The organism is Methylibium sp. T29-B (assembly GCF_000576225.1).
Classification (GTDB): Bacteria; Pseudomonadota; Gammaproteobacteria; order Burkholderiales; family Burkholderiaceae_C; genus Methylibium; species Methylibium petroleiphilum.
Map to the genome: position 1 here is coordinate 1 of NZ_AZSN01000177.1, position 6,808 is coordinate 6,808.

Annotated in this window: 7 protein-coding genes and 3 pseudogenes; 5 read left to right on the forward strand and 5 right to left on the reverse strand. The window is 72.7% G+C overall.

Annotated elements, in window-relative coordinates:
* Window positions 1-623, reverse strand: a pseudogene (locus Y694_RS18640) (ABC transporter permease); the annotation flags it as partial.
* A 118-nt stretch (window positions 624-741) separates the two neighbouring features.
* On the opposite strand from Y694_RS18640, the gene Y694_RS18645 reads away from it, so the two are divergent.
* The 3 genes and pseudogenes from Y694_RS18645 to Y694_RS18655 all read left to right on the forward strand — a co-directional run bounded on the left by Y694_RS18645 (window position 742) and on the right by Y694_RS18655 (window position 2,746).
* On the forward strand, window positions 742-1,326 hold the full coding sequence (locus tag Y694_RS18645; protein ID WP_036235247.1) for a flavin reductase family protein: 585 nt from the start codon (window positions 742-744) through the stop codon (window positions 1,324-1,326).
* A 51-nt stretch (window positions 1,327-1,377) separates the two neighbouring features.
* Window positions 1,378-2,025, forward strand: a complete 648-nt coding sequence (locus Y694_RS18650; RefSeq protein ID WP_036235249.1) for a phosphatidylcholine/phosphatidylserine synthase — start codon at window positions 1,378-1,380, stop codon at window positions 2,023-2,025.
* 311 nt (window positions 2,026-2,336) lie between these two features.
* A pseudogene (locus Y694_RS18655) lies at window positions 2,337-2,746 on the forward strand (GreA/GreB family elongation factor).
* 70 nt (window positions 2,747-2,816) lie between these two features.
* Here the strand turns inward: Y694_RS18655 and Y694_RS18660 are convergent.
* From Y694_RS18660 to Y694_RS18670, 3 genes are all read right to left on the reverse strand, one after another.
* The gene (locus Y694_RS18660; RefSeq protein ID WP_036235250.1) at window positions 2,817-3,200 is read right to left on the reverse strand and encodes an Hsp20/alpha crystallin family protein; all 384 of its coding nucleotides are present in this window, start codon (window positions 3,198-3,200) and stop codon (window positions 2,817-2,819) included.
* A 31-nt stretch (window positions 3,201-3,231) separates the two neighbouring features.
* On the reverse strand, window positions 3,232-3,684 hold the full coding sequence (locus Y694_RS18665; RefSeq protein ID WP_036235252.1) for an Hsp20/alpha crystallin family protein: 453 nt from the start codon (window positions 3,682-3,684) through the stop codon (window positions 3,232-3,234).
* A gap of 172 nt (window positions 3,685-3,856) precedes the next feature.
* The gene (locus Y694_RS18670; protein WP_036235253.1) at window positions 3,857-5,200 is read right to left on the reverse strand and encodes a PLP-dependent aminotransferase family protein; all 1,344 of its coding nucleotides are present in this window, start codon (window positions 5,198-5,200) and stop codon (window positions 3,857-3,859) included.
* Between the two features lie 64 nt (window positions 5,201-5,264).
* Between Y694_RS18670 and Y694_RS18675 the strand changes: the two genes are divergently transcribed.
* Window positions 5,265-5,888, forward strand: a complete 624-nt coding sequence (locus Y694_RS18675; RefSeq protein WP_036235255.1) for a DJ-1/PfpI family protein — start codon at window positions 5,265-5,267, stop codon at window positions 5,886-5,888.
* Between the two features lie 39 nt (window positions 5,889-5,927).
* Window positions 5,928-6,560 (forward strand): FMN-binding negative transcriptional regulator, encoded by a 633-nt coding sequence (locus tag Y694_RS18680; protein WP_036235257.1) that lies wholly within the window; start codon window positions 5,928-5,930, stop codon window positions 6,558-6,560.
* Between the two features lie 19 nt (window positions 6,561-6,579).
* Here the strand turns inward: Y694_RS18680 and Y694_RS25005 are convergent.
* Window positions 6,580-6,808, reverse strand: a pseudogene (locus Y694_RS25005) (hydratase); the annotation flags it as partial.

A 6,808-nucleotide genomic window follows, 5' to 3' on the forward strand; every position in this document is an offset into this window, starting at 1 on the left:
CTCAGCCGGCCCAGCCGCTCGAAGGCCTGCTGCGCACCGGCCAGGTCCATCAGGGCCAGTGGCGCGCCTGGCGCGCTGCTGCCGCCGGCGATGCGCAGCGTCACGAGGCGCAGGCCGCTCTGCATGCGCAGCAGGCCGTCGCCGCCGTCCGGCTTCAGCAGCGCTTGCGCGGCCGGGTTCAGGAACACCACGCCAGGGTCCAGCATCGCCAGGCGGTCGGCACCGGCGGCCGGCTCGGGCAGCAGGGTCGGCGAGAGCGCCGGGGCCACCAGCGCATCGAGCCCCAGCACCCGCAGCGCCACGCGCCGGCCCTGCGCGTCGAGCGCGTAGGTGTCCACCTCGACCACCGGCGACGCCAGCACCACCTGCGGGTGCGTGGCCACGCGGCCGTAGAGCGCCTCGTCGAAGCCGCTGCCGCTCACGGCGCGCAGGCTCAGGTCGGGCTCGCCGTTGACGCTGCGCACCGCCGCGCCGAACTCCGACAGCGCCGACGCGTTGATCAGGTGCACCGAGAACGCCAGCGCCACGCCCAGCATCACCGCCAGCACGGCGATGGCGTGGCGTGCGGCGTGGTGCCGCAGCTCGGGCCATGACAGGTGGCGCAGCAGGGGGAGCAGGCTCATCGCGCTCGCTCAGCGCGCCGTCGCCAAGCTGGCGAGGAAGCTTCCGTGGGGCTGCTGGGGCACGGTGCGCTTCATGACGGCGCCGATGCTAACGCTGCCGCCCCCGTAGACTGCCCGCATGATGCCGATGCACCCCGTCACCCTCGACCATGCCAGCCGCCTGGTCAACCACGGCCCCACGGTGCTGATCGTCACCGAACACGGAGGCCGCCGCAACCTGATGGCCGCGGCCTGGTCGATGCCGGTCGAGTTCACGCCGCCGCGCATCGCCGTCGTGGTCGACAAGAAGACCTTCACGCGCGAGCTGCTCGAGGCCAGCGGCCGTTTCGCGATCGGGCTGCCGTGCGCAGCGCTGGCCGACCTGAGCTACGCCGTGGGCAGCGAGAGCGGGCGCGAGGTCGACAAGTTCGCCCGCTTCGGCCTCCGCGCCACACCGGGTCCGGTGCTGGGCCTGCCGCTCGTCGAAGGCTGCGTGGCCTGGCTGGAGCTGCGCCGCATCCCCGAGCCGCTCACCGAGGCGGCCTACGACACCGTGTTCGGCGAGGTGGTCTCGGCGCAGGCCGACCCGCGCGTGTTCGCCGACGGGCGCTGGTCGTTCCGCGACGACAACGCCGAGCTGCACACGCTGCACCACCTGGGCGGCGGCACGTTCGCCGTGCCCTCGCGCATCGTCAGGGCGGCGCCGGTTGGCGACAGCCGCTGAGACCATCGCCGTCCCTGCAATTCAGCACTGCCCGCACTCGCCGAGGTCTGCATGCCCCACGACACACCGCCATCCAAGCCGCTCCCGCGCCACCTGTCGATGATCCGCGGCTTCCATCTCGCGGACTTCGTGACGCTGGGCAACGCCGCCTGCGGCACGGCCGGCGTGTTCCTGGCGATGCTCTACATGGGCAGCGGCGAGCTGTCCGACTTCCTGTGGGCTGCCGCGATGGCGCCGCTGGCCTTCGCGTTCGACTGGCTCGACGGCCGCGTGGCGCGCTGGCGGCAGCAGCACTCGGCGCTGGGCCGCGAGCTCGATTCGCTGGCCGACGTGATCTCCTTCGGCGTGGCCCCGGCAGCGCTGGCGTTCGCCGCGGGCCTGCGCGGCGGCTGGGACGTGGTGGTGCTGATCTACTTCGTGTGCTGCGGCGTGAGCCGGCTGGCGCGCTACAACGTCACCGCCGAGAGCCTGTCGGCCGGCGCCGCCAAGGTGCCGTACTTCGAGGGCACGCCCATTCCCACCAGCGTGGTGCTGACCGCGGTGCTCGCGGCCATCGCGTGGCAGCAGGGCGGCCTCACGGCGCCGCCGCCCGGCGGCGCCTGGTCGATCGCCGGCTGGACGCTGCACCCGCTGGTGCTGATGTTCGCGCTGTCGGGCACGCTGATGATCAGCAAGACGCTGCGCATCCCGAAGATCTGAGCGCAGCGTCCCGGTCCGCCGTCGAGGCAATACGCCCACGCCGCAGTGCGACTTGGCCGCCGTCCGTTGCGTCCCTGAGGAGGGCCGCCTAGAGTGCCGCCATGTGCTCCCTTGCCCGCACCGCCGCGCTGCGCGGACCCGCCTTGCGGGCCGGGGCGGGCTCGCGCACCCGTCTGCCGGCCGCACACCCCTAGGCCCGGCGATCACCTCCACCCCCTCTGCGCAAACCTCCGATCGCCGGGCCCCCAGCCCGCGCGATGGCGTGTGCCGGCGATGGCCCGGCACGGCGCCCCTCATCGAAGGAATGCCCCGTGGAAGTCTTGACACTCGAGCGCACGCTCACCGAGCTGGACCATGTTCGTCTGCTGAGCCTCGCGCGCCGTCAGCGGCCCGGCGTCGCTGCCGCGGCGATCGAGCCGCTGCTCGACGCCTGCACCGTCGTGCCCTCACGCCAGGTCCGGCCCGACGTGGTGACCATGTATTCGCAGGTGCTGCTGCACGACCTGGCCAGCGGCCTGCGCAGCCGGCTCACGCTCTGCTACCCGGCCGACGCGGAGCCCGCGGCGGGTTCGTGTCGGTGCTGTCGCCGGTGGGCTGCAGCCTGCTGGGGCTGACGGTCGGCGCCGTGGCGCGCTGGTCCACGCCGGCGGGCGAGGCGCGGGCCGCCGAGGTGGTGGCCCTGCTGTTCCAGCCCGAGGCCAGCGGCGACTACGCGATGTAGCGGTCATCGCCCCGACCCGCGGGCGCCCCCGCGTGCTCCGAGGGCGCCGCATGCCGACGGCGGCGAGGTTTCAGCCCGAGGTCACGGCAATCCGCCGCGGCTGCGCGTGCGCCTGCTTGGGGATCCGCACGGTCAGCACGCCGTCCTTCAGGTTGGCGTCGATGCGCGCCGTGTCGAGCTCCCGGCTCAGCGTGAAGCTGCGCCGGTAGCGCGGCACCCGCACTTCGGCATACACCGCCTCCAGGCCATCGGGCGTGGGTTGCTGCACTGCGCCTTCGATCAGCAGCGCGTCGCCCTCGATCTTCAGATCCAGCTGATCCCTGGGCACGCCGGGCATGTCGGCCAGCAGCGTGATGCCGGAGGCGTCCTCGAACACATCGACCGCGGGTGACACGGCACGTTGCTGTTCGGTGTCGACGGCGGCGCGGGCGGTCACTTGCTTCTTGTCGCTCATGATGGGTTCTCCTGTGTGTCGTGCTGGCGCGTCACTGCACGGTGATGCGCTGGGGTTGGGCCGATTCGCGGCGCGCCACGCTGACCTGCAGCACGCCGTCGCGGTAGCTCGCGTTCACGTGTGCGGCATCCACATCGTCGGGGAGCGAGATCGCCCGGGCGAAGCGGCCGGTGCCGCGTTCGCGGGCATAGACCTGCACCTTGGGGTCGCCGGTCGGGATGCCCGGCGCGCGCTCGCCCGAGATGCGCAGCACGCCGCGGTCGAGCGTGACCTCGATCTTCGACGCGTCCAGGCCGGGCGCGAAGGCATAGATCTCCACGCTGCTGGCGGTGCGGCCGATGTTGATCGCCGGGGTCGTGCCCGCGGCGACCGAGCGGATGCTGTTGGGCAACCCGGAAACGCCGAACACGTCGTCGAGTTCACGACGCAGGCGCTCGAACTGGCCAAACAGGCTGTACGGGTGATTCAGGATCGATTCGTACATGGTGTATGTCCTCCGATGCAGGGGTTGGCACCGGCAGGAGACCGACCCGCCGGCTCGGTTCTCGAAGTAGGGGCCGGTGCGGCGGTTTCAAGGGGTCGGAAGCGCGGCCATGCGGAGGCCGGGCGCGCCGCCGAGGCGACCGCCTTCGACCGCGTGCGAAGGTCGATGCCTCTCAGTACGTGCGCTCGGCGATCACCGCCGCCACGGTCTCCAGCGCCTCGCGCAGCGTGTCGAAGTCCACCGAGCCCAGCGCCAGCCGGATCGCGTGCGGCACCCGCGCCGACGTGGCAAAGGGCTCGGCGGTGGACACCGAGACGCGCTCGCGCATCAGCGCCGCGGCCACCTGGTCGGCGCGCACCTCTTCCGCCAGCGGCAGCCAGACGAAGTACGAGGCCGGGTGGCTCACGCGCCGCAGCGCGCCCAGCACCTGCGCCGCGAGTTGCTGGCGCGCGCGCGCGTCCCGGCGCTTGCCGGCTTCCAGCCGGTCCACCGTGCCGTCGTCGAGCCAGCCGCAGGTGATGGCAGTCATCACGCCCGGCGTGTTCCAGGTGGTGGCGCGGATCGCGCGCTCGATCGCGCCCACCCATTGCGGCGGCGCGGCCACGCAGCCCACGCGCAGGCCGGTGGCCACGCTCTTGGAGTAGCCCGACACGTAGACCGTGGTCTCCGGTGCCAGCGCCGCCAGCGGCGGCGGCGCCTTCTCCACCAGGAAGGCGTAGGCGGCGTCCTCGATGACGAGCAGCCCGTGCTGCCGCGCCACCGCCACCAGGGCGCGGCGGCGGCTCGCGCTCATCACCCAGCCCAGCGGGTTGTGCATCGTCGGCATGGCGTACAGCGCCTTGACGCGGCGGCGCCGGCACAGCGCGGCCAGCGCGTCGGGGTCGGGGCCCTCGCTGCCGTGCGCGCCGGCCGGCAGCGCCACCAGCTCCAGGCGGTGGGCCTCGGCGAGCAGCTTGAAGCCGGGGTAGGTGAGGGCGTCGACCGCCACCACGTCGCCGGGCTGCAGCAGCGCCATCACGGTGGTGGCCAGGCCGTGCTGCGCGCCGTCGACCAGCATCACCTGCTCGCCCGGCACCGCGAGCCCGCGGCGCGCCAGATGCCGTGCCACCGAGGCCCGCTCGTGCGGGCGGCCGCCGTGCGGCTGGTAGCGCAGCAGCGCCTCCAGGTCGCCGGCCGCGGCCAGCTGGCGCAGCGCGTTCCGCAACAGCTCGGCCTGGCCCGGCAGCGACGGGTAGTTGAAGTTCAGGTCCAGCATGTCGGCCGCCACCGCGTGCTGGTCCACGCCCTGGCCACGCGGCACCGCCGTTTCCTTGACGAAGGTACCGCGGCCGGTCTCGCCGCTCACCAGGCCCATGGCCGCCAGCTCGGCATAGACGCGGCTGGCCGTCACCAGCGCCAGGCCCTCGTCGGCCGCGAGCTGCCGGTGCGTGGGCAGGCGGGTGCCGGGCGGCAGGCGGCCGCCCGTGATCTCAGCGGCGAACCGGTCGACGACCTGCTTGTACCGGGCCTGGGCCATGGGGCGATGTTGTATGCATGACAATTATTTGATTGTATTGATTGGCACGCCTAGCATCGAGCCCATGCACATCGCCATCCTCACTTTCGAGGGCTACAACGAGCTCGACTCCCTGATCGCCCTCGGCATCCTCCACCGCGTCAAGCAGCCCGGCTGGCGCGTGTCGATCGCCAGCCCGAGCGCCCGGGTCCGTTCGATGAACGGCGTGGTCATCGAGGCCCAGGCCTCGCTGCAGGACGCCGTGGCGGCCGACGCCGTGATCGTGGGCAGCGGCCTGCAGACCCGCGAGGTGATCGCCGATGCCGCGCTGATGCGTCAACTGAAGCGGCTCGACCCCACCCGGCAGCTGCTGGGTGCCCAATGCTCCGGCACGCTGGTGCTGGCGAAGCTGGGCCTGCTGCACGAGGTGCCGGCCTGCACCGACCTGATCACCAAACCCTGGGTCCAGGAGGCCGGCGTCGACGTGCTGAACCAGCCTTTCTTCGCGCGCGGCAACCTCGCCACCGCGGGCGGTTGCCTGGCCTCGGCCTACCTGGCGGCGTGGGTCATCGCGCGGCTGCAGGGCGTGGCCGTGGCCGAGAGCGCGCTGCACTACGTGGCGCCGGTGGGTGAGAAGGAGGCCTATGTGGCGCAGGCGATGCGCAACATCGGGCCATATCTCGCGGGCACCGAACCGGCAGCCGCCTGACAATCGGGCCGTTCGAAACCCATCTGCCGGGGAGCCAGGATGTACCTGCCCAGCCATTTCGAGGAGCGGCGGCCCGAGGCCCTGCACGACCTGATCGCCCGCCACCCGCTGGGCATGCTGGTCACCCACGGCAGCGGTGGCCTCGACGCGAACCACGTGCCGTTCGAACTGGACGCCGGCGTGGGCCCGCACGGCGTGCTGCGCGCCCACGTGGCCCGCGACAACCCGCTGTGGCGGAGCGTGGCCGACGGCGACGAGGTGCTGGTGGTGTTCCGTGCCGCGCAGGCCTACGTCTCGCCCAACTGGTACCCCAGCAAACACGAGGCGCACAAGCTGGTGCCCACCTGGAACTACCGGGTGGTCCATGCCCACGGGACCATCACCGTGCGCGACGACGAGCGCTACGTGCGCGGCCTGGTGGCGCGGCTCACGCGCCAGCACGAGGCCGGCCAGCCCCGCCCGTGGAAGATGGGCGACGCGCCCAGCGACTACATCGACGCGATGCTGAAGTCCATCGTGGGCCTGGAGATCGCGGTGGCGCGCCTGGTGGGCAAGTTCAAGCTCAGCCAGAACCGCGAGACGCGCGATCGCGTGAGCGCGGCGCAGGTCCTGATCGACCAGGGCGACACCGAGCTCGGCGAGGCGATGCGGGCCGTCGGGCCGCCCGCGTGAGCTGCCGCTGCAGGCGGCCCTAGCGGGACACGCCGATCTCGATGATGCCGAAGCTGCCGTAGTCGGCCTCGACACGGTCGCCCGGCTGCACCGCCAGCGGCACCATGCAGGTCCCGCACGAGGCCCAGTCGCCGGCGCGCAGGCCGACGCCCAGCGAGGACAGCTCGTTGGCCAGCCAGGTGAGTGCGGTGCGCGGATCGCCGAGCAGCGCGCGTCCTTCGCCGCGGCGCGTGCAGCGCACGCTGCCG

Bases quoted from the DNA above. Each gene is read 5' to 3' on its own strand.
- Y694_RS18645 (WP_036235247.1), top strand. From the start codon at position 742: ATGATGCCGATGCACCCCGTCACCCTCGACCATGCCAGCCGCCTGGTC.
- Y694_RS18650 (WP_036235249.1), top strand. From the start codon at position 1,378: ATGCCCCACGACACACCGCCATCCAAGCCGCTCCCGCGCCACCTGTCG.
- Y694_RS18660 (WP_036235250.1), bottom strand. From the start codon at position 3,200: ATGAGCGACAAGAAGCAAGTGACCGCCCGCGCCGCCGTCGACACCGAA.
- Y694_RS18665 (WP_036235252.1), bottom strand. From the start codon at position 3,684: ATGTACGAATCGATCCTGAATCACCCGTACAGCCTGTTTGGCCAGTTC.
- Y694_RS18670 (WP_036235253.1), bottom strand. From the start codon at position 5,200: ATGGCCCAGGCCCGGTACAAGCAGGTCGTCGACCGGTTCGCCGCTGAG.
- Y694_RS18675 (WP_036235255.1), top strand. From the start codon at position 5,265: ATGCACATCGCCATCCTCACTTTCGAGGGCTACAACGAGCTCGACTCC.
- Y694_RS18680 (WP_036235257.1), top strand. From the start codon at position 5,928: ATGTACCTGCCCAGCCATTTCGAGGAGCGGCGGCCCGAGGCCCTGCAC.